Here is a 26,644-nt window from a genome sequence, read left to right as displayed (position 1 = left end):
CCGCATGACCGATCTTCGGACCGCGCCGGCCATCGTCGTGATGGGTGTCGCCGGCTGCGGCAAGACGGCCGTCGGCGAGGCGCTCGCCGAGGCGCTTGGCGCCTATTTCATCGAAGGAGACCGGCTGCATCCGCCGGAGAACGTGGCGCGCATGGCACGCGGCGAGCCGCTGACGGATGCGCTGCGCGAGGGCTGGCTCGACGCCATAGGCGAACGTATCGCGGCCTCGGTTGCCGACGGGCGGACAACGGTGGCGGCGTGCTCGGCGCTCAAGCGCAGCTATCGCGAGCGGTTGAGCGGCTTCTGTCCCGACACAGTGTTCCTCTATCTGAAGATCGATCGCGAGACCGCCTGGCGGCGGGTCGCCAACCGCAAGGGCCATTTCATGCCCGCTAGCCTGGTCGACAGCCAGTTCGCCACGCTGGAAGAGCCCGCCGCGGACGAGCGGGCGGTGACGGTCGACGGAACCCGAAGCGTTGCCGGGATCCTGAGAGAAGTCGTCGACCAGGATCAGTGATTTTCAGCATTGCACCGGACAGGGCTTCAGGCGCCCTCGTTGCCGATCGTAGCCTCGGTTGGACGCTCGGTTAGCCGCGTGGCACTCGACCAGGCCATCATCTGCTCCGGGCAGAGTTTGAGCGTTTCCAGCGTATGGTCGCGCTTCGACAGGATAAATCCCGCCTGCACGACGAGGTTCTTCCCTGTCGCGTCCTTGGGGGGCGATGTGGACGCTTCTGGACTCGCGCTCAGCTCGCGGACGATCGCCCGGTACTGGCGAAAAGGGACCGTCTCGATCGTCGCCATATGAAACAGCGCAGCACCCGCGCGCGCGGCGAAGTTTGCCGGCGCCGAAGCGAGGTGGGTCCAACCGCGCTCGCCCATGGCGGCCTCGGCGAAGGCGGAGCCGGCATAGATGGTGTTGGTCATCAGCACCACGCCGTTTGCCTTCAGCGCCTTCTGGATACGCGTAGTGACCTGATAGGCGTCGGTCCGCTCAAAGACGATCCGGCTTTTCAGGAAACGGTTCTCGACCTTGACCAATGGCGGGTTGATCACGCGGAAACCGAATTGGCTCGGCGAGAAGCCGTGATACTGCGCGCTCACCTGATGGGTGTCGACGCCGGCCTCATGCAGGGCGCGCTTGCCCATGATCGTCTGCGCCGTGAATTGGTCGCACCATATGATGGCGCCGTGCCCGTTGCGCAGGGCTTGTTGCAGAGCCTCGATGCCTTCAAGGCGGACCGCCGGCGACCAACGCCAGCCGGCGACGAGATGCGCCGCAAGCGTCAGCCGCCGGCGGTGAATGGCGGCGAGTTGCGCCTCGAACATCGCTCGCGTGTCGACGGAATCGCCGAGTACGGCCTTCACCGCAATATCGTAACGGGCGAACTCCTTGCGAAAGTGGCGCTTGCGCCTGAGCCTGGACACCCAACCGCAGATGGGTCCCCACCAGGAGACCGGCAGCATTGCCGCGACGCCGAGATAGAAACAGGACTGCAGGCTTTCGCGCAGGTCCCGATTGGTGAAGCGGCGCAGCTTTCCGGGGCGAATGACCTTGCGGCTGAAGAAGCGGACGGACTCGTTGCGCTCCGGTACCGGCACGTCGGCGGTGATCTCGGTATGATAGATATCGTTCGACGTTGGCTGCCGGCTGGCCCTGCGGGAATTGCCAAGCCAAGGCAGCCTCATGCGTCAGAGCCCTGTTTCACTCTTTCGATGCAGCACGATCCTGCCCGAAACCGGTTCCCACTTTTCGGGACCATGCTCTGTCGCTTTACTGCGTCCGCGGTAGACTGGCAACCGAGGGCGACAAGTCAGGGGTGCGGCTTGTCTTTTAGGGCAATTGCGGGCGCAAGTTTGCGGCGAAACGGTCAAGCCTGCCGCTTTACCCTCTTGAATTGCCTCAAATCTGAGACGTGAGCTCCGCCGGGAAATCGTCGTTGTCGGCGTCACGCATGGCGGCGAGGCTGCGGTTGTCCAGCACCTCGGCGATCGCCTGGCGCACTTCCAGCATCATGTGGCGGACCTGGCAGGTGGCTTCGTCGCAATCCTCGCAGCGCTGGTATTGCGTGCGACTGGCGCAAGGGATCGGCGCCAGCGGCCCGTCGAGCACGCGCACGACATGGCCGATCTTGATCTCGGAAGCGGGCCGGGCGAGGCGGTAACCGCCTTCCTTGCCTTTGCGGCTCTGGACGAAGCCGGCATTGCGCAGCTCGCCCAGGATCGCATCCAGGAATTTCTTCGGGATGTTGTTGGCGACGGCAATGTCGTTGACGAATGCAAGCTGGCCAGCCGGCAGGCCGGAAAGATGCACGAGGGCCTTGAGGCCGTATTTGCCTTTTTTGGTCAGCATGCCCGATTCAATTCATCAAACCCCAGTGCGCCTGCATCTGGCGGTTGTTTGTGTGCAAATCATGACAGTTGACCGCCTGACCTACTATTTGCCCGGCAGCTTAGGCGCAAACGCGTTGATTCTTCGTAACGTTTTTCACGTTGGATGCCGGATTTCCCCTACGAAATGCCGGCCGGCTCAAATGAGGAAGCCGGCTAGATCAGGATGGCGTTTCGTTGAATCGTCATCCTGATCTAACTCTTCGTTGGAGCATGATCTTCTCCGAAAACCGGTTCCCACTTTTCGGGATCATGCTCTAAAGCCGGCTTTCCTGCGCTTCCTGATTGTGCGGTGGCTCAGCGGCTGCCGTAGGCCTGATCGAGCAGTCCGCCGGCGGCGAAATGCTCCTTCTGCACCTTGTCCCAGCCACCGAAGACTTCCTCGACAGTCAGCAGCCGGACATCTGGGAAGTCGGCCTTGTGCCTGGCGGCCACCGTCGCGTCCCTAGCCCGCAAGCCGTTTTCGGCGGCGATCTCCTGGCCGTCCGGCGTGTAGAGGAAGTCGAGATAGGACTTGGCGAGATCGCGGCTGCCATGCTCGTCGGCAACCTTGTCGACGACCGCTACCGGAAACTCGGCCAGCAGGCTGACCGAAGGCGTGACCTGCTCGAACTTGTCATCGCCATATTCCTTGCGGATGCCGCGCGTCTCGGACTCGAAGGTGATCAGCACGTCGCCGATCTCGCGCTGGACGAAGGTGGTGGTGGCGGCGCGGCCGCCGGTGTCGAAGATCGGCACGTTGTTGAACAGCTTGGTGATGAATTCCTTCACCTTGGCGTCGTCGCCCTTGAAGGCTTCCTTGGCGTAGGCGGTCGCGGCAAGATAGGTGTAGCGCGCATTGCCGGACGTCTTCGGGTTCGGAAAGATCACCTGCACGTCCTCACGCACCAGATCGTTCCAGTCCTTGATATGCTTGGGATTGCCCGCGCGGACAAGGAACGAAGGCAAGGAATAGAAGGGCGAGGCGTTGTCCGGGAAATCCTTCTGCCAATCAGCTGAGACCAGTCCCTTCTTGACCAGGAAGTCGACGTCGGTGACCTGGTTGAAGGTGACGACATCGGCGCCAAGACCTTCGGCGATCGCGCGCGCCTGCGCCGAGGTGCCGGCATGCGACTGATCGATCGTGACGCCGGGGTGCTTGGCGATGAAGGCTTTGTTGATGTCGACGAACAGCTCGCGGCCGACGTCATAAGATGCGTTCAAAAGCTTGTCGGCCGACCAGGCTTGGGAGGACGCGAGGACGAGACCGGCAAAAGCTGCGATGCCGAACAACAGACGCTTCATGAAAACAGGGCTCCTTGGAAATGGATCAAGCTATGGCGAGACCATAGTCGGGAAAGCCTGGTGCGACGAGGCACGCGCTCCGAGAGGTAGGCGAAGGTCTGGAAAATATCTCGCCAAAACAGCTCTCTGCTAGGATTTTCTTCCAAGTGGATTCGCAGGTTGCACCAAGCTGGGCGCCGGAGGAGCTGTCAGGGTGAAAGACAGCTCAGGACGTGGGAAAAAGCTTCCAGCGCCGCGGCCTGAAAGCCACCCGGCTCTTCTGTGCCGCGGGATGGTCGACCGGCAGTTCGATCTCGACGCGCTGGCGCTCGCCGCCGATTTCGAGCTCGACGCGCCTGGTGCCGGCAACGCGGCGGCTGGCGGCAACCGTGCCGGCGATGCAGCCGCTGCAGCCGTCAAGCAGCTCGACGTCATGCGGGCGGAAGTGGAGAACCGCCTCGCCGGACGGCACATGCGGCGCCTGCAGCCCGATCGGCCGGTCGGCGATCCAGACCTCGCCATTCTCGACCTTGACCGGTAGCGAGCTCGACTCGCCGATGAAGGAATAGACGAAGGGCGAGTTTGGCGTGTCGTAGATATCGTCGGCGGTGCCGACCTGCTCGATGCGGCCCTGGCTCATGACCACGACGCGGTCGGCGAGCTCCAGCGCTTCTTCCTGGTCATGCGTAACGAAGACGGTCGTGTGGCCGGTGCGGTCATGGATATCGCGCAGCCAGCGGCGCAGCTCGCGGCGAACCTGCGCGTCGAGCGCGCCGAAGGGTTCGTCGAGCAGAAGCACCTTGGGCTCGATCGCCATGGCGCGGGCCAAAGCCACGCGCTGGCGCTGACCGCCGGAAAGCTGCGCCGGATAGCGCTTTTCCAGGCCCGACAACTGGACGAGGTCGAGCAGTTCGAGCGCCCGGCGGCGGATCTCCTGGCCGGACGGCCTTGTGGCGCCGTGCCGGACCTTCAGGCCGAAGCCGATATTGTCGGCAACCGTCATGTGGCGGAACAGCGCGTAGTGCTGGAAGACGAAGCCGACATTGCGCTCCTGGATCGACTTCTGCGAGGCGTCCTCGTCGCCGAAGAAGATCGCGCCCTTGGTCGGCCGCTCCAGGCCGGCGATCAGGCGGAGCAGCGTCGTCTTGCCGGAGCCCGACGGCCCGAGCAGCGCGATCAACTCGCCGGACCTGATGTCGAGCGACACGTCGTGGAGCGCCGGAAACCGCTCGAACTCCTTGCGCACATTGACGACGCGAACTTCCATAGAATGACCTCTATCAATGCCCGCGTGTCGCGGCGATCTCGGCGCCGTAGCGCATCTCGAGAAGCGTTTTCAAGACCAGCGTCACCAGCGCCAGGCCAGCGAGCAGCGAAGCGACGGCAAAGGCGCCGACGGCGTTGTATTCGTTGTAGAGGATCTCGACATGCAGCGGCATGGTGTTGGTGAGGCCGCGTATGTGGCCCGACACCACCGAGACCGCGCCGAATTCGCCCATGGCGCGCGCATTGCACAGAAGCACGCCGTAGAGCAGTCCCCATTTGACGTTGGGTAGCGTCACGTACCAGAAGGCCTGCCAGCCGCTGGCACCCAGCGAAAGCGCCGCCTCCTCGTCGCCATTGCCCTGTTCCTGCATCAGCGGGATGAGCTCGCGCGCGACGAAGGGAAAAGTGACGAAGATCGTAGCCAGCACGATGCCGGGAACGGCGAAGAGGATGACGATGCCATGCGCCTTCAGCCAGGCGCCGAGCAGTCCCTGCGCCCCGAAGAGCAGCACATAGACCAGGCCGGAAATGACCGGCGAGACCGAGAAGGGCAGATCGATGAGCGTCGTCAGGAACGCCTTGCCCTTGAACTCGAACTTGGCGATCGCCCAGGCGGCCGAGATGCCGAAGACGACGTTGAGCGGCACCGAGATCGCGGCCACCAGCAAGGTCAGGCGGATGGCGGAGCGCGTGTCGGGGCTGGAAAGGGCTTCCGTGTAGGCGCCGATGCCCATGGCAAGCGCCTGGTGGAAGACGACGACCAGCGGCAAAAGCAGGAAGACGGCAAGGAAGGCAAGGGCGATTGCCATCAGCACGGCCTTGACCGGCCGGCTTTCGGTCACGGCGGCCGACTGGCTTTCGTGATGCGGCTCGTAAGATTTGATCTCGGGATCAGCCATAGCGCTTGCGGCTCCATGTCTGGACGAGATTGACGACCAGAAGCATCAGGAAGGACAGCGCCAGCATGATCGCGGCGATCGCGGTCGCCGCCTCGTAATTGTATTCCTCGAGCCTGATCACGATCAGCAGCGGCGCGATCTCGGACTTGAAGGGCAGGTTGCCGGCGATGAAGATGACCGAGCCGTATTCGCCGACGCCGCGCGCGAAGGCGAGCGAGAAGCCGGTGATGATCGCGGGCGCCAGGCCTGGGAAGAGCACGCGGGTGATAATCTGGAAACGGTTGGCGCCGAGCGTGGCGGCTGCTTCCTCGACCTCCTTGTCGATCTCTTCCATGATCGGCTGGACGGTGCGCACGACAAAGGGCAGGCCGATGAACACCAGCGCGACGACGATGCCGAGCGGCGTGTAGGCGACCTTGATGCCGAGCGGCATCAGGAGATGACCGATCCAGCCGTTCGGCGCATAGAGCGTGGTGAGCGCGATGCCGGCGACGGCCGTGGGCAGGGCGAAAGGCAGGTCGACCATCGCGTCGGCGATGCGGCGTCCGGGGAAACGGTAGCGCACCAACACCCAGGCGACGACCGTGCCGAACACGACGTTGACGACAGCCGCCAGGAAGGCGGTGCCGAAGCTAATCTTCAGCGCGTTGAGGGTGCGCCGGTCAGCGGCGATTGCCCAGAAATCGGCCCAGCCAAGCGCGGCCGAGCGCCAGACCAGCCCCGAAAGCGGGATGAGGATGATGATCGTGAGGTAGGCAAGCGAGAAGCCGAGCGTCAGTCCGAAACCCGGAATGACACTCGGCTGCTTGAATCGCCACCCCGCCTTGACGGGTGCTGTGGTCATGCTGTTCTGGATCGTCCCTTCTGTTCAAACCAGAATGGCTTTGCGCAGTCGCGTTCGGCCGGCATGCCCGTGAGGCTCACCGGCCGTCCGGCCTCACTGCGCCGGCTTGTAGATCTGGTCGAATATACCACCGTCGCCGAAATGATAAGGCTGCGCCTTCTTCCAGCCGCCGAATTGCGGGTCGTCGATGGTGACCAGCTTGATTGCCGGAAGCTTTGCAAGGTCCTCCGCCGGCACCAGGTCGGGCTTGGCAGGGCGATAATGGTTCTTGGCGATGATGGTCTGGGCTTCCTTGGAATAGAGCCAACCCAGATAGGCTTCCGCGACCTTTCGCGTACCCTTGGCATCCACATTGGCGTCCACGACCGCGACCGGCGGCTCCGCCAGGATCGAGGTCGGCGGGTAGACGATGTCGAAATTGTCGGCGCCGAATTCGTCGAGCGCGAGATAGGCTTCATTCTCCCAGGCGATCAGCACGTCGCCCAGGCCCTTCTGCGCGAAGGTCACCGTCGAGCCACGCGCGCCGGTATCGAGGACGGGGACGTTCGCATAGAGCTTGCCGACGAACTCCTTGGTCTTGACTTCGTCGTTGCCGTCATTGGCGTTCGCATAGGCCCAGGCGGCAAGATAATTCCAGCGCGCGCCTCCGGACGTCTTCGGGTTCGGCGTGATGACCTGGACGCCGTCCTTCACCAGATCGCTCCAGTCGTGGATGCCCTTGGGATTGCCCTTGCGCACCAGGAAGATGATGGTCGAGGTGTAAGGCGCCGAGTTGTTCTCGAACTTCGTGCGCCAGTCCGGGTTGATCTTCTTCGTCTTCGAGGCGATGGCGTTGATGTCGCCTTCGAGCGCCAGCGTCACGACATCGGCGTCGAGGCCGTCGATCACCGCCCGGGCTTGGGCGCCGGATCCGCCATGCGACTGCTGGATGGTCACGGTTTCGCCGGTCTCTGCCTTCCAATGCGCGGCAAAGGCCTCGTCATAGGCTTTATAGAGTTCACGTGTCGGGTCGTAGGATACATTCAGAATGGTCGTGTCGGCGAACGCGAAACCGAGCGTGCCGAACTGGACAGATGTGGCGACCAGCGCGCCGAGCAGTTTCCTGAAATGAGGTTTGGTCATTCCCGCCTCCGTTGGACTGCACGAACTCTACCTAGTTTATAGAATTTAGGTGCATTGAATGTTGCCATTTTCACCTTCTGGAAGCAATTTTTCGCCGTGATCTGGCCGGTTGATAAAATAATTTCCTCAACGCTGGCCGCACGCCTCCTCGTCCGCCGCGCTAATTAGAGATGGTCGAGATCAGGGCAAGCGTCGGCGCGCCTTAATTGGCGGTGACCGGAAAATCGAAGCGCCGTCTTGGAAAAGGTTCTTCGGCGAGGGTGAAGTGCCACCATTCGCGCGCATAATTGCGGAAGCCGGCGGCACGCATGGAAGCAAGCAGCATCTTGCGGTTCGCTGCCGCTTCGGCGCCAAGAGGGCGGTGCGCCGTCTCGCTCGCCGGATCGAAGCAGTCGAAACCGGTGCCGAAGTCGAGCGCGCCGCCGTCGGGCGCACCGCAGGCCGGATGGACGGTGCTTTTCCCGGCGGCATCGGCGATGGCGAGGTCGACCGTCGAGCCGCGAGAATGACTGGACAGCTCACCGACATAGCCCTTGGCGATGAGATCACCGCGCTCGATGGTCGGATACCATTGCGGATCCGGCGGACCGCCTTCTCTTGTCCAACTGCCCATATCGGCGACGGCGTGCGCCGGACGGTAGCAGTCGAAGACCACCAGCGTCAGGCCTTTGGCGGTGATGGCTTTCTGGACGCTGGACAGCGCCTTCGCCGCCTGCGCGGCAGGATGCAGGTCGGCGCATCATAGCCGTCCACCTTGCGGCGCAGGAAGTTTTCGCGGCCGGCGTAGCGAATGTCCTGGCGAATGGTCGGATCGACATCGGCCAGCCTGACGAAGCCGGCGGGCAGGGGATCGGCAAGAGCTGCGAGGGTGCCAGCGATCGAAAGCGACGCCCAAAACGCAATCCCCTGAATCGCTTGCCGCATCCTATTCAACGAAAACCTTCACGCTGGCCGCGCGGCCGGCCGCGTCGATCACGGTCAACGTCGAGTAGCCGGTGCCGTCGGGTTGCCAGATCGCCGTGCGGCGGCGGTCGATGCCGGCAAGCGGCTTGCCGTTGGCAAGCCAGCGGAACGGCGCGCGGCCGCCCTGGAGCTTCAGCACCAGCGGGGTGGCATCGGCGGAGTTGGTACCGAGATCGACGCGGGCGCCATTGGGCGGGAAGATGATGGTCGGCGCCGGCTCGGCGGCGGTCGCCTGCACCAGACCGTCGGCGCCGGCGCCGAAGCGGGCGAGCGTCACCGGCAATTCATCGCGCTTGGGGTTGAAGACACCCGGCGGCCGGCCGGGCAGCGGCACGCCGGCAAGGCCGGAACGGACGAAGCCTTCGAACAGGATGGGTGCGGCCGAGACATAGCCCGACAGGCCGGGGACGGGGCTGGCATCGGCGCGGCCGACCCATACGCCCAGCACGTAACGGCCGTCGAAGCCGACGGACCAGGCATCGCGATAGCCGTAGGAGGTGCCCGTCTTGTAGGCGATGCCGCGCTGCACGGCGCCTTCCGGCGGCTTCACGCCGGACAGGATGTCGTTGATCTGCCAGGCTGCCTGGTCGTCGAGGATGGTGGCGGTGGTGCGCTCTGCATTGGCCGGCTCGGTGCCGTCATGCAGCGTGTGCATCTTCCCGCCATTGGCAAGGCCCGTATAGAGCTGCACCAGGTCGCGCAAGGTCATGCCGACGCCGCCTAGCCCGATCGCAAGGCCCGGCGCCTCGTTGACCGGCAGGATAGGGTTGACGCCGGCCTGGCGGAACCGCGCCGTCAGCCGTGCCGGACCGACGGCGTCGAGCACCCGGATCGCCGGCACGTTGAGCGACAATTGCAGGGCCTGGCGGATCGAGACATCGCCCTGGTAGCCCATGTCGAAATTCTTCGGGCGGTAACCGCCGAAATCGGCGGGACTGTCCTCGATGATGGTTTCCTGCGCCACCAGCCCCTGCTCGAAGGCAAGTCCATAGATGAAAGGTTTCAGCGTCGAGCCGGGCGAGCGCACCACCCTGGTCATGTCGATCCAGCCGGAGCGGCTGGCGTCGAAGAAATCGGCCGAGCCGACCTCGCCCAGAATGTCGCCGGTGCGCGCATCGGCCATGACCATGGCGACGGAAAGTTTCGGGCCGAGCTTCCTGGCGGCATCCCTTGCGACCTGCTCCAGCCCCTGCTGCACGCTTTTGCGGATGGTGAGCTGTAGCGGCGTGCCGGGCACGGCCTTGGGCAGCATGGCATAGGACGCATGCGCGGCCAGCGCCGGCAATTTGCGGCGCAGGCCGGAAACATCGTCGAGCGCGGCACGCGCGGCTTCGCGCTCGCCGAGCAGGCCAGCCGAGACCATGCGGGTCAGCACGCGGTCGCGCGCGGCGTGCGCAATGCCGAGATTGCGGTCGGGGCGACGCTTCTCCGGCAGTTGCGGCAGCGCGACGAGCAGGGCGGCTTCCGAGACGGTCAGCCGCTTCGGCTCCTTGCCGAAATAGGCGAGCGATGCGGCGCGCACGCCTTCCAGATTGCCGCCATAGGGCGCCAGCGTCAGGTAGCGTTCGAGGATCTCCTGCTTGGAGAGACGTCGCTCGATCTGGATGGCGCGCAGCATCTGCTTGAGCTTGGAGCCGATGCTGCGGCTGTCGCGCGGCTCGATCAGCCGGGCAAGCTGCATCGACAAGGTCGAGCCGCCCGACACGATATGGCCGCTGGTGACGAGCTGGCCGGCGGCGCGGCAAAGCGCAAGGAAGTCGACGCCGCGGTGGTCCCAGAAGCGCTTGTCTTCATAGGTGACCAGCATGTCGACGAATTGCCTGTCGACCTGGTCCAGGCGGGTTTCGAGCCGCCAGTAGCCGTCGGGCGTGGCGAAGGCGCGCAGCAGCTGGCCGTCGCGATCCTGCACTTCGGTCGAGACCGTCAGCTTCGCCGGCAGCGGCGGCGGGAAGGCGCGGTCAAGTTCCCAGAGCGCGGCGACCGAAAGTGCCGCCAAGCCAGTGAGCGAAATCCCGCCGATGGCTGTTCGACGCACAAACTTCTTGGAGAGCATGGCGCTGCCCCTCATCCGCCTGCCGGCACCTTCTCCCCGTATAGGGACGGGGAGAAGGGAGATATCGGCGACCTTTTCATTGCTACTCGGCCTTCACCTCCATCACGCCGTTAGCGGTGCGGGCCGAATATTGCGGCCGGTACATGTCCTCCACCGTCGCCGCCGGATGGGCGTAGGTGCCCGGCGTCACGGCGCGCACGACATAGGCCAGCGTGATGTTGCGGTCGCCATCGCCTTCGTTGGGGTTGAAGGCGGCGACGAAGCGGTCGTCGCGGAACTCCAGATGCGCGGCGTCCGTCTGCGCCAGCCAGGAGAAGTTCAACAATTGCGCGCTGGAAACCAGGCTCGGATTGTCGATCTCGAAGCCAGCCGGCAACAGGTCCGTGATCAGGAGCCGCGACGGCCATTTGTTCTGCTCGTAGATCTTGAGCACGACCACATAGCGTTCGTTCTGCTTGGCCTCGCTGACGTTGGCCTCGGTACCGTCGAGCTTGTAATAGGTGCGATCGATGGTGAAGCCGTCGCCGCCGGCAGGCAGTGGATCGACCGGCGCGGCGACCGCGGTCACCACCGCCTGCAGCGGTGTCGCGCCGGTGTTGGCGATGGTGAGCGGGCTGTCGACAAGCTCGCTGCCGGCGACCTGGTCGGAGTAGCCGCCAGAATGCGGCGCACCGTTGACGGAAAGCGTGATGGAATCATTGCCTTCCTTCAGCGCCCGCGCGGCAAGCAGCATCCAGGATTCGTCCTGCGTGCTCGTCCAGCGGGCATCTGCGCGCGCCACGCCCACCAGCTTGATCAGTTGCGGCATGATGCTGGGCACCGGTTTCGATTCTGCCGCCAGCGCCAGCATCGCCGCGCCGTCACGCAGCCGCGAACCATAGTCCGAGCGATACCAGTCGTAGTCGGTCTCCGACTGCGCCAGCCTGAGCGCCGTCTGGAAGGTGGCCTCCGAACGTTGCGTGTCGCCATAGAGCGCCAGGCTCGCCGCCAACTGGGCGACCGCCATCGGGCTGGAGAAGGCTTCGAGCTGGGTGTCCGCGTAGTAGCGCAGGTCGCCGATCGAGGCCTTCTTGTTGCGGGCAAGCACGTAGAGCGCATAGGCGATCTCACTGCCGCGATCCTGGACGCTCTGATCGTAGCCCAGGGAGTTCTGCAGGTTGTTCAGCGCCTGGTTCATCGCCAGCGCCGGAACGTCATACTTCTCCTCGCGCGCCCGGGTCAGGAATTCGCTGACATAGGCGTCGAGCCAGAGATCGCCGGAGCCTGGTCCCCAGAGGCCGAAGCTGCCGCTCGACGACTGGTAGGACAGCACCTTGTAGATGGCATCCTGGATGCGCTGATGCAGGTCAGGGTCGTTCTCCATGCCGATGCTCTTGGCCATGTCGTTGACATAGAGCAGCGGCATGGCGCGGCTGGTGGTCTGCTCGGCGCAGCCATAGGGGTAGCGGTCGAGCGACATCAGCAGTGACGGCACGTCGAGCGCGGAGGACTGCGAAACGCCGACGCTGACCGAAGCGCCGTCGAGCACGCTGGCGGCAAGCAGTTCCTTGTCGACGCGCAGCGAGCCGCCATTGGGCTTCAGGTCGACAACCATGCGGTTGGTGACCGGAAGCTGCGCCGGCCGCACCGGCAGATAGAGCGTCTGCTCGACCTGGGTGCCGTCGGCATGCGCGAGCTTGACGGTGACCGAGGCGTCGCCCGCAGTCTTGGCTACCAGCGGGAAGGTGAGCGACTGGCGCTTGCCCTGGGCGAGCGTCAGCTTCTCGGGCAAAGGCTTGTCGCCGGTCGTAAGATCTCCGGTCGTGGTGACCGAGAGCGCATAGTCGCCGGCCGGGCCATCGGTGTCGGCGATGTCGAGGCGCATGGTCGCGGCGTCGCCGGGTGCCAGGAAGCGCGGCAGGCCGGCGGTAATCACCACCGGATCGCGCACGATCACGTCGGTCTGGGCGTGGCCGACGGCTTCCTTGGTCCAGGCGACGGCCATGATACGCACGGTGCCGTTGAATTGCGGAATGTCGAAGTGGATGCGCGCCTTGCCGTTGGCGTCGAGCTCGACCGGGCCCGAGAAGAAGGCGACCAGCTTTTCGGTCGGCGGGCTGCCCTGCGCCTGCATGTTGGCGCCGTCGCCGCCTGTGCGTATTTTCCCCATGGTGCCGAGCGAGCCGTCGATCAGGCGTCCATAGAGGTCGCGGATCTCCAGCCCCAGCATGCGCTGCCCGAAGAACCAGTCCTCCGGATCTGGCGCCTTGTAGTTGGTGAGGTTGAGGATGCCGACGTCGACGGCAGCCACCATCACATAGGCGCTGGTGCCGGCCTGGGCGCCGCTGACGGCGACCGGGATCGACAGTTGCTGGCGCGGCACGGCCTTTTCGGGCGGCGTCAGCGCGACCGCCAGCTTCTTCGAGCCCGGATCGACCGACAGCCATTGGATGCCGATGGCTCGGGCCGGCATGCGTGATTCCTGCGCGTCGCCGGGCCGGAACAGGGTTGCCGTGACATAGGCGCCGGCGCCCCAGTCGTCGCCGACAGGGATGTCGACGGTGCTGCCGCCGGCCGGCACCGAAGCGGTGACGGTCTTCAACAGCTTCTCGGCGCCGATGGTGACCAGAAGTTCGCCGGCAAAATGCGGCGAGACCTTCAGCTTCGCGACTTCGCCGGCCGCGTAAGTATCCTTGTCGAGGGCGATCTCCAGGCCGTCGGGCGTCTCGGTGGTGGTGGAAGCGACATACCAGCCGGCATCGAACTCATAGCTGGTCGTCGGGCCGTCGGGATCGGCGGTCTCAACCTCGAGCCGGTAGCGGCCCCAGTCGACGGGCAGCGACACGGTCGCCTCGCCATCGGCCTTCAGGTCGACCGCGCCATTGGCGACGGCCTTGGTGAGGTTCACCGCCTCGTAGTTCCAGGAATTGTTGGAACGGTACCACTGATAATTGCGCTCGACCTTGACCAGCGACCATTGGGCGCCTTTCAGGTCCTCGCGCTTGCCGTTCGGGTCGACGGCGATGATGCTGAACTTGGCGGTGCCGCCTTGCGGCACCTCATCGCTCTCGAAGTCCGGCCGGATGCCGATGACGTCGCGCTGCGGGCGAACGCCGATGTCGAGCGAGCGCTCGACGGCGCGGCCGCCGGCCTCGCGCATGCGCACCGTGACCTTGGCGTTGACCAGCTTGGTGGTCGACGGCAACTGGTCGATGGTGATCGGGAAGGTCGCCTTGCCGTCGTCGCCGACCACGGGGAGGTTGGCGAGGGGCGTCACGGTCGGCTCGCTCGACTGCTCGTCGGCGAGGCCGAAGGTGAAGTCTTTGAAGCTGTCCCAGGTGCTCGTAGTCGACAGCGTCATCTCGCCCTCAAGCGCCAAGCCCGCGGCCGGCGCGCCGTAGAGGAAGCGGCCGTCGACCGTGGCGTTGGCGGTCTCGCCCTGGGCGATCTCCTTCTTGTCGGCGGTCAGGTCGAATTCGATGCGATCCGGCACGAAGTCCTCGACCAAGAACATCTGGCTGGCGACCGGCGACTGCTTGGGATCGGTGTAGATCGACACGGTCCAGGTGCCGCGCATGGCGTTGGCCTCGAGCGGCAGGTCGACAGCATGGCCGCCGGCGGACTCGCCATTGCTGACGATGCGGCGGTTCTCGACGCCGTCGGGACGCGTAAAGATGAAGGTCAGCGGCAGGTTCTCGACCGCCTTGGCGGCGCCATCGCGGGCCAGCGCCGCGACATGCACGTCCTCGCCGGCGCGATAGATGCCGCGCTCCGTCCAGGCATAGACGTCGAGCGCGCCCGGCGAGGCCCGCCCCTCAACGCCGCGATCCGACAGGTCGAAGCCGGCCTTGCCCATGTCGAGGAAGACGAAGTCGTTGTCGCCCTGCTTCGCCATCAGCACGGCCGGCACCATGCCGTTTTCGCCTCGGGTGAGGCCCGGATTGAAGACGGCGTGGCCCTCGGCGTCGGTCGTCGCGGTGCCGAGGATCTCGTTGTTCTTGGCAAGCAGCGTCAATTCGGCGCCGGAAATCGGCTTGGCCGAGCCCAGCGAACGGGCAAAGACATTGAGGCCGTCCTGGCCGGTATAGGTGGAAAGGCCGATGTCGGAGACCACGAACCACTGCGTGGCGCGCGAACCATAGTCGTCGCTCTTGTCGTCGACAGGTTGAGCGGTCAGCACATAGACGCCGGGCTTGCGCTGCGGGATCGCCTCATCCACTGGGAACGAAGTGGTAACCTCCTTATTGAGATCATTGGCGATATCGAGCGTGCCCGACCAGACGGGGGCGCCCATCTGGTCGGAAATGGTGGAGATGTCATAGCCATCGAGCTGATGCAGGAACTGATAGCCGGACAGAAGCTGCGCCAGCGAACGGTCGCCGATGCGGTAGAGCGTCATCTTGGCGGCATTCATGTTGACGGTGACGACCGGAATGCCGCGCCGGGCGCCGGCCGGCAGCACGAAGCTGTCGCCGGTGAAGCGGGCGGACGGAGCACGGTCTTGGACGTAGATCGACAACACGACGGGCGCGGCGATCGTTTCGCCGATCGCCGCCGGCAGGCCGGCGCGGAAGGTCACGTCATAATGCTGGCCGTGCTCCAGGCCCTCGACGCAAATCTGCTTGTCCTTGGCCTCAACGGCCTTCGGCGCGGCGTTGTCGACAGTCACGAATTGCGAATAATCGACCCCGGTCTTGACCAGTTCCTCGGAAAACTGGGCGCAGATGCGCGGCGCGGAGGAATCGGCATCGACGGTGTGCTCGACGACACGGAAGCCCTTGCGCGCCTTGAGATCGGCATAGCCGGCCTGGACGGCCGGCGAGCTCACCAGCGCAAGGCTCGCCTCATAGGCCTGCAGCGACGGCCGGTAGAGATCGCGCTTGTCGAGGCCGGCGGCAAGCAGCGCCAGCGCCTCGGCGCGGGTCTTTGCCGTGCGCACCAGCTTGTAGGCGTTGAAGGCCGCCGAAGTGGCGTTCATCGGGAAGGTCGCGGGCTCGGTGGTGTTCGGCGCCGGCTCCACGGCAAGTATCTCGCGCGCCAGCGCCAGCCAGAGCGCGCCGTCATCGGGCAGAACGGAGATCGCGGCTTGGTATTTCTGCATCGCAAGCCGGTGATCGCCGGTAAGCGAGGCCTGCTCGGCGGCGGCCTGCAGCGCGGCAAGCCCTTCGGTCGGCTTGTCATAGGCCGGATCGGTCAGCTTGTTGCGGAACTGCTGGGCCTGGTCGGCCATCCAGTTCGGGAAAAAAGCCAGTGCCGGCGGGGCGCCGATATCAGGGTCGCCGTCGACATTCGCGACCTTGCCGGCGACGGCGCCGTTGAAGGATTTCAACTGGTTATAGTCGGATTTGAGAAAACACCATTTGGCCTTGATGTTGTAGGTGAAGGCGCGGCAGGCCGGGTCGCCGAGGCAGGTGGCCTTGCACTGGTCGAGGCTCACATTCTGCTCCGACCGGAGGTCGAAACCGAAATAGTCGGAATTGTCGGTCGTCACCATTCGCCGGGCTTCGGCCCCAAGGGCCGCCCCGCCCAGGGCGAAAAAGATGAGAACAAGGAAAGAGAGACCACGAGCCGCGCGCATTGCCATACCACCCTCCAGACATCGCCAGCGTCCGGGCATGATCAAGCTTCGTGCAGGCTTGTCAACGCCGGAGCGCCGCAGGTTTATCACCCGCGAACGGTTTCCATGCCGGCCAAAGGCCGGTATTTCGACAGAACCTCTGTGAGACGGATCACAGTTTCTTGCGGAATCGCAAAAGGTGTGAATTCCAAGCCCGATCTATTTCAGACAATTGGATTGTGGCCCCTTTACGAACGTTGCGGAACTTCATTCCAATTTTAGTTTTGTCGACTAGGTTGTCTTAATGCCGGCGCATGAAACGCAGATGTCAGGAGGGTTCGCGCCAGGGCGCGGGCTTCCGCGCGCCCTGCTTTTCGCGCTCGTCTGCTTGACCGTGCTGGCCGGAGAAATGCGGCAGGCGGCGGCTTTCGAGATTTTCGGCATCAAGCTTTGGGGCTCGTCCAAGGACGAGGATGCCGATATCGTCGATCCGCTGCGCTATTCGGTGACGATCAATGCGCCTGATGCCGACAAGGACCTGGTCAAGAGGCTCGAAAACGCCTCGGCGTTGAAAAATGACGAGGACCATCCGGTGTCGGGGTCGCTCGGCCTGATGGCGAAGGCGCGCGGCGACCGCGAGCAACTGGTCGCCGCCCTCTACGCGGATGCCCGCTACGAGGGCGTGGTCACCATCACGATCGGCGGCAAGTCGATCGACGACTTGCCGCCGGATGCCGAGTTCAAGGGGCCGCAGCCCATTCCGGTGGTCGTCACCGTTTCGCCCGGGGCGAAGTTCACGCTTGGCAACATCCGGCTGAAGGGCGATGCGGCGGGATTGGCGGCGGCCGATTTCGGCCTGATCGCCGGCGGCGATGCCGGCTCCGGCGCGGTGCTCAAAGCCGAAGCGCTGATCGTGCGGGCGCTGAAGGAAGAGGGCAGGCCGCTTGCCAAGGTGACGGACCGCGAGATCGTCGCCGAGCATGCCAGCTCAACGCTGGACGTGACGCTGACGGTGGCCGCCGGTCCGATCGCCGGTTATGGCGACACCACGGTCGAGGGCACTGAAAAGGTCGATCGCGACTTCACCGAATACATGACCGGGCTGAAGCGGGGCCAGCAATATTCGCCGCAGGAGATCGACGATGCCCGCGACCGGCTGCTCGGCCTCGAGGTCTTCAACAGCGTGACCGTCAAGGAAGCCGACAGCCTCGACGCCAACGGCAACATCCCGATCGGCGTCCAGGTCAGCGAGCGCAAGCCGCGCTTCTTCGGCGTCGGCGGCACCTTCTCGAACACGGAAGGCCTGGGGCTGGAAGGCTATTGGGGGCACCGCAACCTGTTCGGCCAGGCCGAGAAGCTGCGTTTCGACGGCTCCATCAGCGGCATCGGCAGCAACAGCATCTCTGCGCTCAATTACAATGCCGGCGTCATGTTCGAGAAGCCTGGCGTGCTCGGTCCGACATCGAAATTCTTCACCGGCATCAAGACGGTGTTCGAGCACCCCGATGCCTATGACCATTTCTCGGTCAAGGGCGATGTGGGAGTCTCCTACGACCTCGACAAGAAGCAGCGGGTGTCGGCCGAATTCGACCTCGATTATTCGAGGATCACCGACGCTTTCGGCAAGCACACCTACCTGATCGCCAGCGTGCCGCTGCAATATGTCTATGACAGCCGCGACAACAAGCTGAACCCGACCAGGGGATTCCGCTTCCTCGCCTATGCCGAGCCGAGCTACGACATATTGAGCGGCGCGGCTTTCCTGAAGTTGAAGGGCGAGGGCTACACCTACCAGTCGCTCGACACGGCAAGCCGGTTCGTGCTCGCCGAACGCGCGACGCTCGGCTCGATCGTCGGCACCGGGCTGCAGAACGTGCCGGCCGACCGGCGCTTCTATTCCGGCGGCGGCGGCTCGGTGCGCGGCTATGCCTACCAGGGCATCGGCCCGAAGGACATTAACGGCCAGCCGATCGGCGGCCTCTCCTTCTTCGAAACCTCGGTCGAGATGCGCATCGGCGTCACCGATACGATCGGCATTGTACCGTTTGTCGATGCCGGCACGGTATCGACCAAGTCCTTCCCCAATTTCTCAGATGTGAAGGTCGGCGCCGGCGTCGGCCTGCGCTACATCACGCCGTTCGGTCCGCTGCGCATCGACGCGGCCGTGCCGCTCAATCGCGATCCGGGCGATCCGCATTTCGGCATCTATGCCGGCATCGGCCAGGCGTTCTGACGATGAAGATTCTCTGGCGCATCCTCCGCACCTTAATCTACGCGCTGCTCATCCTGCTGGTGGTGGCGATCGGCGCGGTGGTCGTCTTGACCGGCACCGAAGGCGGCCGCCAGAACCTCGCCAGCCTGATTTCGAAGATGGCTTCCAACGAGGACCGCAAGGTCACGGTCGCCGGCATCGAAGGCATCTGGTCGGGCGCGCTCAGGGTGGACCACGTCGTGCTGGAGGACCGCGCCGGCCCCTGGATGGTGGCGCGCAAGGTGGCGCTCGACTGGTCGCCGGTGGCGCTGCTCTCCCGGAATTTCAATGCCGACCGCTTCGCCGCCGAGCGCATCGAGCTGGCGCGACTGCCGCAGCCGAGCCAGCAGCCGTCGCAGGGTGGCTCGACGAGCCTGCCGGTGTCGATCGACGTGAAGCAGATCGACCTGCCGGAGATCGCGCTGGGACAGGAGCTTGCCGGCAGTGGCATCGCCGAACTTGCCGCCAAGGGATCGCTCAGGACCGATCCGTCGCCTCTGGCGATCCAAAGCGTGCTCAACGTCAGCCGCCATGACGGCAAGCAAGGCAATGTCGACGCCAAGATCCACTTCGCGCCGGCCGACAACAAGCTCGACCTCGATCTCAAGGCGTCGGAGCCGGCCGGCGGCATCATCGCCAATTTGCTCAAACTGCCGGATGCGCCGCCCGTCAACATCGTCGTTTCGGGCGGCGGGCCATTGGCCAACTGGAGCGGCGTCGGCACCTTCATGGTCGACGGCCGGATCATCAGCCAACTCACCGGCCGACATCAGCTCACCGACAAGGGCCACCGCATCGAGGCGAAGGGTGACGGCCAGTTCGAAGGGTTCCTGCCGGAGAAGATAAAGGCGATGTTTGCCGGCAAGACGAACTTCGACCTCGCCGGAACGGCGACCACATCCGGCGGTGTCGATATCGAGCGCGCCATCATAGAGAGCGACTCCGTGCACGGCGCCGCGACCGGCAATGTCGATCCGAAGGGCGCCAGCGACCTGGCGGTCGAGCTCTCCGCCAAGGACAAGCCGGTAACCGTCGATGTCGGCAACAGCGCGGTTCCGATCCTGGTCGCGGTCGAAAAGGCCACGGTGCGCGCTTTCGGCGACGGCAAGGCGCCGATGGTCGATGTCGGCACGTCCCTTACCTCGATCGCCGTCGGCGGCACGCAGCTCAACAACATTACGGGCGAGATCCATTCCGATGGCTTCAACATCGAGACCCTCAGCGGCCCGGTCGCCATCAAGCTCGCGGCCGCCGGCCTGAAGACCGATGTGGCGACGCTGGCGCCGCTGGTGACCGGCAAGCTCGCCGCGGATCTTTCCGGCACGATCAGCCGCCAAAACGTGACCATCGACAAAGGCACCTTGCGCAGCGATGCGCTCAATGCCGGGCTGACGGCAAATGTGGCGCTGGCCGACCTGTCGATGACGCTGAAGATGAACGCCGACGCTATCTCGAAGGCGTTGCCGCCGCAGATCAGCTCGCTGCTCGGCGAACGGGTGAAATTCTCGGCCACCGCCACGCGCGATCCGCAAGGCGCGTTCGCCGCCAACTCGCTGGAGATCAGCTCCGGCTCGCTCAGCGCCAGCGGCACCGGCAGCATGCAAGGAACGGACATCCAGGCCAGCGTCAAGGGCAGTTTGGGCGACGTCTCGCCGCTGTCCTCGCTCGCCGGCACGCCGCTCGCTGGCGGGGTCAATTTCGCGCTGACGACTACCGGTCCGCGCTGGGCGCCGGATTTCTCCGTTTCAGCCGACAGCCCCAGCCTGACGGCGGCCGGCCGCACGGTGAAGGACATCAAGCTCTCAGCCAAGGGCAAAGCCGATGTCGCCAATCCGACCGCCGAAATCTCGCTGACCGGCAACGCCGAGGGGCAGGCGCTCGACATCGCAGCCTCGCTGGTGACGGCCGACGGCAAGCGCTCGATCAGGGGTCTCAGCCTGGCGCTCGGCGACAACAAGGTGTCGGGCGATCTCGCGCTCGACGACAAGTTCCTGCCGCTCGGCACGCTGACGCTTGCCGTGCCCGACATCGGACCGCTTGCGGCGCTCGGCAACCAGACCGCGACCGGCGACATCAACGGCACGATCGCCTTTGCCAAGGATGGCGAGGCGCCGACGGTTACCATCAATGCGGCCAGCACGTCGATCGCGCGCGGCGATCTGGCGGCGAAAGCCATCACTGTCAACGCGCTGATCGCCAACTACCTGAAAGGGCCGGCGATCTCGGGCACGATCAAAGCCGACAGCGTGACCTTCGGCAGCACGGTCATCAGCGGCATCGGCATCGACTTAAAGCGCAACGGCGACTGGACGAACTTTACCGGCGGTGCCACGGCGTCCGGCATTCCCGCCACCGCTACCGGCCGCGTGAAGATCGCCGGCGGCACGACAAGCGTGGAGATCACGTCCGGCGAGGCGACGGTGCGCGGCATCAAGGCGGGCATCGCCGAGCCTTCGAGCCTGTCCATCGCCAATGGCGTGACTGCAATCGAGAAGCTCTCGCTCAATCTCGGCGGCGGCTCGGCAATCGTTTCCGGCAGCGCCGGCCAGACCCTCGACCTCACGGCCAACCTCGCCGACCTTCCGGTGGCGCTCGCCAATGATTTCGTGCCCGGCCTCGACGGGGCCGGAACGCTGGAAGGCACGGCACATGTCACGGGTCCGTCGTCCAATCCCGACGTGCAGTTCAACGCCAAGGTCGCGGGCGCCCAGTCCAGCCAGACCCGGCAGGCGGGGCTCGGGCCGCTGGATCTGGACGCTGCCGGCAGCTACACGCTGGCTGGCGGCGTCGCCTTGGACCACGCCACGCTTTCCGGCGAAGGGATTTCCGGCAAGGCCGCCGGCACCCTCAATCCCAATGGCGCCAGCGACTTCTCCCTCGACCTCACATCATCGGGGCCGAGCCTGCCATTGACGATCGGCAGCGCCGAAAGCCCGGTCAAGATCGCGGTCCAGTCCTTGTCGGCTAAGATGGCGGGCGAGAGCACGCAAGCGCGGCTCGATATATCCGCCATCCTGCCTTCCGTTGCCGCCAGCCAGGCGAAGGTGGACGGTCTCACCCTAGTGCTGCATTCGGATGCCTTCGACCTCAAGGGGCGGGCTGGTCAGGTTTCCGGCACCGTGTCGGTGGACAGGATCGGCCTCGACAATCCAATGCTGGCACCCCTGATTGCCGGCAAGGTCTCGGCCAAGGTCAACGGCCGCCTGGCACCCGATGCCGTCGCCATCAACAGCGGCTCCTTCAAGAGCGATGCGCTTAACAGTGAGGTCGCCGGCCGGATATCGCTGGGCGACGGCGCGGTCGACCTCAATATGAAGGCCGATGTCGCTTCTTCCGCCTTGCCGGCGGCGGTGCGCGGCGTGCTTGGCGAGCGCGCTGAGTTGAGCGCCACGCTGAAGCGCGATGCCAAGGGCGATGTCAATGTCGATGGCCTGAGGCTGAATTCGGGAGCGCTCAGCGCCGACGGGCAGGCGAGCCTTGCCGACAGCAAGCTGGCCGCCGATATCAGGGGTGCGCTGAGCGACGTTTCAGGGCTCTCGAAGGACGCCAAGGGCGCCGTCGCCTTTGCCCTGAACGCGCAGGGCCCGGTCACCGCGCCCTACCTGTCGATGACGGTGAGCAGCGACCGGCTTTCGGTGGCGGCGCGCGAGATCACCGCGCTGAGGCTGACGGCCAGCGGCAAGGCCGATGCGACCAATCCGGCGGCCAATGTTCAGCTCACCGGCAACGTCGCCGGGCAGAATTTGCAGGGCAGCGCGGTGCTCGCCACGACCAATGGCAGCCGTGCGATCAACGGGCTTCTGCTGTCGCTCGGTCCGAACAAGATTTCGGGCGATCTCGCGCTCGACGACGCCTTCGTGCCGGTCGGCACCGTTTCGCTCGACCTCCCAGATATCGGGCCGCTGGCCGCGCTGGCCCTGGAAAAAGCCGAGGGCAATGTGCGTGGCACGATCGCCTTTACCAAGGCGAGCAACGGGCCGAATGTCGCGATCAAGGCGAACACCTCGGAGATCAAGCGCGGCGATCTTTCCGCCAGGAATGTCGCCATCGACGCGCAGATCGCGAACTACATGGCAGCACCTGTCATTGCCGGCACGGTGCGGGCCGAGAGCGTGACGTCCGGCGGCACCGCCATCACCGGCATCGATGTCGATCTCAAGCGCGACGGCGACTGGACCGGTTTTTCGGGAGGGGCCACCGTCAAGAACATCCCGGCCAAAGCCGCCGGCCGCGTGAAGGTCGCCAACGGCATGACGACCGTCGAGCTGGCGTCCGGCCAGGCGACCGTGCAGGGCATCAAGGCCGCGATCGCACAGGCCTCGACGATCACGATCGCCAACGGCGTGACGACGCTCGACCGGCTGGTGCTGAATCTCGGCGGCGGCACGGCGACGGTGACGGGCAAGGCCGCGCAGGCGCTCGACATCAACGCCAATCTGGCCAGGGTGCCGATCTCGCTCGCCAACAGCTTCTCGCCGGGTCTCGATGCGGCCGGTTCGATCTCGGGCACGGTCAAGGTCACCGGCCAGCCTTCGACCCCCTCGGTCGCCTTCAAGATCGATGCCGCCGGCGTGCAGACCTCGCAGACGCGCGGCGCCGGCCTCGGCGGCATGAATGTGTCGTCGTCCGGTACTTTCGCCGGCAACAAGCTCGCCTTCGACGCAAACATCAGCGACGGTGCCGGACTTGGCCTCAAGGGCGGCGGCACGGTTGCGACGGCAGGCACACCAACCTTGGCGCTCGACTTCAACGGCAAGGTGCCGTTTTCCTTCCTTGCCGCCAAGCTCGCGGCGCAAGGTCTGGCGCTCAACGGTACCGCCAATGTCGATGTGCAGGTGCGTGGTCCTGCATCCGCGCCGGTGATCAGCGGCAAAGTCACCACATCCGGCTCGCGCCTTATCGATGCCCGCTCCGGCCTGGCGGTCAACGATATTGCCGCCGACGTCTCGATCGGCAGCGGCGTCGCCAGGATCAACCGTTTGACCGGAAAGCTGTCGACGCGCGGTAACCTGTCGGCCAGCGGCACGGTCGGCATCACGCCGGCGCAAGGCTTCCCAGCCGACCTGTCGATCAAGCTCACCGATGGCCGCTACACCGACGGCCGGGTGGTGACCGCCAATCTCGGCGGCGACCTGACGGTCAAGGGGCCGCTCGTTTCGGCGCCGGTGATCGCCGGCACGATCAATCTGGCGAGGACGGTCATCACCGTCCCAGAAAAGCTGCCGGGGTCGCTTTCGGCGCTGGATGTGAAACACAAGAACGCGCCCGCGTCCGTGCGGGCGCAGGACAAGGCGCTGCGCCCGGCGACGTCGAGCGGCAGCGGCAAGAGCGGCAGCGGCCTGACGCTCGACGTGACGGTAAACGCGCCGAACCAGATCTTCATCCAGGGCAGGGGCGTCGACGCCGAGCTCGGCGGCTCGCTGAAGTTGACGGGCCCGGCCTCGTCGCCGCAGGCGGTCGGCACCTTCACGCTGCAGCGCGGACGGCTGATCATCCTTTCCAAGCGGCTGACCTTCACCGACGGCACGATCGGGTTCCAGGGTTCGCTGGTTCCCTATCTCAACATGACGGCGACTACGACGACGAGCAGCGCCACGGTCACGATCGTTGTGTCGGGCGAAGCGACCGATCCGAAGTTCAACTTCTCCTCCGTGCCGGCGCTGCCTCAGGACGAGGTGCTGGCGCAGCTCATCTTCGGTCAATCCATGTCGAAACTGTCGCCCTTGCAGATCGCGCAACTTGCGAGCGCCGCCGCGCAACTGGCAGGCGTCGGCGGTTCGACCTCGCTGCTCGAGAACCTGCAAAGCGCCATCGGCGTTGACGATCTCGACGTGACGATGGACGAGAAGGGCGGCACGGCGGTTTCGGCCGGCAAGTACCTCAACGACCGCACCTATGTGACCATACAGAAGGGCGACAAGCCGGGTTCCGGCAAGGCGACGATCGACCTCAATGTCGGTCGCGGCGTGAAGCTGCGCGGCGAGGCCAACGACGCCGGTGAAGCCAAAGGCGGCGTCTTCTACGAACGCGAATACTGAGCTGTTCCGGCGCTTATCGGTATGCCCGGCAGGCTATCCGCCGCGGAGGCGAGGCCCCTTATCCGTATAAAATGTATTGATTTAATCGCCCGCGAAGATTTTTTGGGAAATCCCCGTCGCGATAACAAATTTGCGTCAAGACTGTCGCTATCGCGCGAACCGAGTTGCAGCCAAAGATGCACATTCCCGGGCATGTTCCCATTCTACACCGTCTTTTGACAACGCGGTCTGGATGCGGAATGTTAAAAGGCGGAAAGCCAACAATGGGAGTAAGTCATGGCAATCTACAAAAGCAATGGTGATCGGGTTCCGGATCACATTCTGAAAATGGCCGAAGAAGCCAAATCGGGCGGGGTCGATCGTCGCGAATTCCTGGCTTTGGCCAGCGTTTTTGGCGCATCGACAGCAATGGCCTATGGCATGCTCGGCCTCGCCGCTCCGACCTCGGCCCGGGCCGAGGACGTGCAGGGCAAGAAGGGCGGAGTGATCAAGGTCGCGATGTCGGTCAAGGACCCGAAGGATCCGCGCACCGCCGACTGGTCCGAAATCTCCAACGCCGAGCGCCAGGCGCTCGAGCCGCTGGTGAAATACACCAAGGAATACACCTTCGCGCCCTACCTCCTGGCGAGCTGGGACATCAATGACGACGCCACCGAATACACGCTGCATGTGCGGCCGGGCGTCGAATGGAACAACGGCGACAAGTTCACCGCCGATGACGTGATCTACAATTTCGGCCGCTGGGCGGACAAGAGCGCGGAAGGCAACTCGATGCCTGGCCGCCTCGGCAGCCTGGTTGACGAGAAGACCAAGAAGCTGCGCGAAGGCTCGGTCGTCAAGGTCGACGACATGACCGTCAAGCTGAAGCTGACCAAGCCCGATATCGCCATCATCCCGAACCTGACCGACTATCCGGCGCTCGTCGTGCACAAGACCTTCGACGAGAAGGGCGCCAACTTCAAGAACTGCCCGATCGGCACCGGTCCGTTCGAGCTGGTCTCCTATGACGTCGGCCAGAAGGTGGTCTACAAGCGCCGCACGACCGGCAAGTGGTGGCAGGGCGAGGCCTTCCTCGACGGGGTCGAGTTCATCGACTACGGCACTGATCCGGCCGCGACCGTCTCGGCCTTCGAATCGGGCGAAGTCCAGACCAATCACGAAACGACCGCCGACTATATCAAGATCATCGCCGATGTCGGCGCCCCGGTGTCGGAGGTCGTGACGGCGGCCACCGTGGTGTCGCGCTTCAACGTCACGCACAAGCCCTATGACAACCAGAAGGTTCGTCAGGCGATGTTGCTTGCCGTCGACAACGCAACCGTCCTGCAGCTCGGCTACGGCAATGCCGGCACGCCGGCCGAAAACCACCATGTCGCGCCGATCCATCCGGAATATGTCAAGCTGCCGGAGATCAAGCGCGACATCCCCAAGGCCAAGCAGATGCTGACGGAAGCCGGCGCGATCGATTTCGAGCACGAGCTGATCAGCAACGACGAGGACTACCACAAGAACACCACGGACGCGATCGCCGCCCAGCTGCGCGAAGCCGGCATCAAGGTGAAGCGCACCGTGCTGCCGAGCTCGACCTTCTGGAACGACTGGACGAAGTATCCGTTCTCGGAAACCAACTGGAACATGCGCCCGCTGGGCATCCAGGTGATCGCCATCGCTTACCGCACCGGCGAAGCGTGGAACGAGACGGCCTACGCCAATCCGGACTTCGACAAGAAAGTGAACGAGGCGCTCGGCATCGCCGATGCGGAGAAGCGCAAGGTTGTGATGAAAGATATCGAGCAGATGCTGCAGGATTCCGGCATCATCATCCAGCCTTACTGGCGCAAGCTCTACATCAACATCAAGCCCGAGGTGAAGAACCACTCGATGCACCCCACCTACGAGCACGACTTCGGCAAGGTCTGGCTCGACCAGGCGTGATCCATGGCGCGATGAATACGAGGGGCAGCCGCCCCTCGTATTTGCAGCTTCGTTGCCGTTGCATGACCTGCAGCGGCGGCGGG

At 64.7% G+C, this 26,644-nt stretch carries 15 protein-coding genes; 4 read left to right on the top strand and 11 right to left on the bottom strand.

What is annotated here, in order from left to right:
* The first annotated feature begins 4 nt into the window (after positions 1-4).
* Complete coding sequence (locus tag FJW06_RS10855; RefSeq protein WP_140751396.1) at positions 5-517, top strand: gluconokinase; 513 nt, start codon at positions 5-7, stop codon at positions 515-517.
* Between the two features lie 26 nt (positions 518-543).
* On the opposite strand, the gene FJW06_RS10850 is transcribed toward FJW06_RS10855, so the two are convergent.
* From FJW06_RS10850 to FJW06_RS10805, 11 genes are all read right to left on the bottom strand, one after another.
* A complete protein-coding gene (locus tag FJW06_RS10850; RefSeq protein WP_140751394.1) occupies positions 544-1,689 on the bottom strand; it encodes a hypothetical protein in 1,146 nt (381 codons plus the stop codon).
* A 214-nt stretch (positions 1,690-1,903) separates the two neighbouring features.
* Entirely contained in the window at positions 1,904-2,353 is a 450-nt protein-coding gene (locus FJW06_RS10845; RefSeq protein ID WP_040984137.1) for an Rrf2 family transcriptional regulator, read from the bottom strand.
* A 335-nt stretch (positions 2,354-2,688) separates the two neighbouring features.
* Positions 2,689-3,675, bottom strand: coding sequence for a sulfate ABC transporter substrate-binding protein (locus FJW06_RS10840; protein ID WP_140751392.1), 987 nt, complete (start codon positions 3,673-3,675; stop codon positions 2,689-2,691).
* Positions 3,676-3,880: 205 nt separating this feature from the next.
* Positions 3,881-4,921 (bottom strand): sulfate/molybdate ABC transporter ATP-binding protein, encoded by a 1,041-nt coding sequence (locus tag FJW06_RS10835; RefSeq protein ID WP_140751390.1) that lies wholly within the window; start codon positions 4,919-4,921, stop codon positions 3,881-3,883.
* 13 nt (positions 4,922-4,934) lie between these two features.
* The gene (cysW, locus tag FJW06_RS10830) at positions 4,935-5,819 is read right to left on the bottom strand and encodes a sulfate ABC transporter permease subunit CysW (RefSeq protein WP_140751388.1); all 885 of its coding nucleotides are present in this window, start codon (positions 5,817-5,819) and stop codon (positions 4,935-4,937) included.
* Entirely contained in the window at positions 5,812-6,663 is an 852-nt protein-coding gene (gene cysT, locus FJW06_RS10825) for a sulfate ABC transporter permease subunit CysT (protein WP_140751386.1), read from the bottom strand. Before cysT ends, cysW begins: the two co-directional genes overlap by 8 nt.
* Positions 6,664-6,756: 93 nt before the next feature.
* On the bottom strand, positions 6,757-7,785 hold the full coding sequence (locus FJW06_RS10820; protein ID WP_140751384.1) for a sulfate ABC transporter substrate-binding protein: 1,029 nt from the start codon (positions 7,783-7,785) through the stop codon (positions 6,757-6,759).
* A gap of 202 nt (positions 7,786-7,987) precedes the next feature.
* Entirely contained in the window at positions 7,988-8,440 is a 453-nt protein-coding gene (locus FJW06_RS30905) for a M15 family metallopeptidase (protein ID WP_348644027.1), read from the bottom strand.
* Positions 8,441-8,445: 5 nt separating this feature from the next.
* On the bottom strand, positions 8,446-8,709 hold the full coding sequence (locus tag FJW06_RS30900; protein ID WP_348644026.1) for a hypothetical protein: 264 nt from the start codon (positions 8,707-8,709) through the stop codon (positions 8,446-8,448).
* Position 8,710: 1 nt separating this feature from the next.
* Positions 8,711-10,801 carry a penicillin-binding protein 1C gene (gene pbpC, locus FJW06_RS10810; RefSeq protein WP_140751382.1) on the bottom strand — a complete coding sequence of 697 codons (2,091 nt, stop codon included), beginning with the start codon at positions 10,799-10,801 and terminating at the stop codon, positions 8,711-8,713.
* Between the two features lie 82 nt (positions 10,802-10,883).
* Positions 10,884-16,364, bottom strand: a complete 5,481-nt coding sequence (locus tag FJW06_RS10805) for an alpha-2-macroglobulin family protein (protein ID WP_140751380.1) — start codon at positions 16,362-16,364, stop codon at positions 10,884-10,886.
* Between the two features lie 277 nt (positions 16,365-16,641).
* On the opposite strand from FJW06_RS10805, the gene FJW06_RS10800 reads away from it, so the two are divergent.
* From FJW06_RS10800 to FJW06_RS10790, 3 genes are all read left to right on the top strand, one after another.
* Positions 16,642-18,570 (top strand): autotransporter assembly complex family protein, encoded by a 1,929-nt coding sequence (locus tag FJW06_RS10800; RefSeq protein WP_140751378.1) that lies wholly within the window; start codon positions 16,642-16,644, stop codon positions 18,568-18,570.
* A 2-nt stretch (positions 18,571-18,572) separates the two neighbouring features.
* Positions 18,573-24,626: a translocation/assembly module TamB domain-containing protein gene (locus FJW06_RS10795; protein WP_140751376.1), complete on the top strand. Its 6,054-nt coding sequence runs from the start codon at positions 18,573-18,575 to the stop codon at positions 24,624-24,626.
* A 276-nt stretch (positions 24,627-24,902) separates the two neighbouring features.
* Positions 24,903-26,561: an ABC transporter substrate-binding protein gene (locus FJW06_RS10790; RefSeq protein ID WP_140751374.1), complete on the top strand. Its 1,659-nt coding sequence runs from the start codon at positions 24,903-24,905 to the stop codon at positions 26,559-26,561.
* Positions 26,562-26,644 lie beyond the last annotated feature (83 nt).

It is taken from the genome of Mesorhizobium sp. B4-1-3 (assembly GCF_006439355.1).
Taxonomy (GTDB): Bacteria; Pseudomonadota; Alphaproteobacteria; order Rhizobiales; family Rhizobiaceae; genus Mesorhizobium.
The sequence above is the reverse complement of the archived record's forward strand: the minus strand, read 5'-3'. Positions and strand labels throughout refer to the sequence as shown.